Below are 561 nucleotides of genomic sequence, written 5' to 3'. Positions count from 1 at the left end.
CATTATTCTCAGTACATGATAATTTTAAAGACTTCAACGATTCCGTTTTAAAATCAGAAAAAATTGACTCTGATAACATCTTATATTTCCTCTTATCTCGCGTACATCTCTCTCATAAGTTCGATATTTTCAATGGGGAGGCTTATTTTAGAAAAATCGAATCGCTATATAATCACTTCATTGAAAATGGGCTTGGTTTTGAATTCTTTTCTGAACAAAAAACCACTGACCAAGTTTTTGAAATGATTAGCCAAGGCAATCGTGAATGGCTCCTTGCGAAAAACTTTAAAGATGAAAATATAACACCTGAAGTTGACCATCTGCGTGTTGCAATGGCATCAAGCCAAGCAACATCATTCGATCTTTTTGATACATTAGTAGAACGTGATTTTGTTGAACCACATGAATTGTTTTTATTTATTGAACCCAAAGTCAGAAAACTAATAAATAATAAGAACTTCCAGTTCCATACTATCAGACGACAAGCCGAACTTGATCTTAGGAGAGAATCTCGAGGGGAATTTGAGATTACACTAGATCAGATATATGAGCGCTTTGAGA

Annotated in this window: 1 pseudogene; it reads left to right on the top strand. The window is 34.2% G+C overall.

What is annotated here, in order from left to right:
* Positions 1-561 (top strand): annotated as a pseudogene (locus AC1DUO_RS26120) (hypothetical protein); the annotation flags it as partial.

The sequence above is a fragment of the Rahnella sp. P4_A8 genome (assembly GCF_056402435.1).
This window is presented reverse-complemented; position numbering and strand designations above follow the sequence as displayed.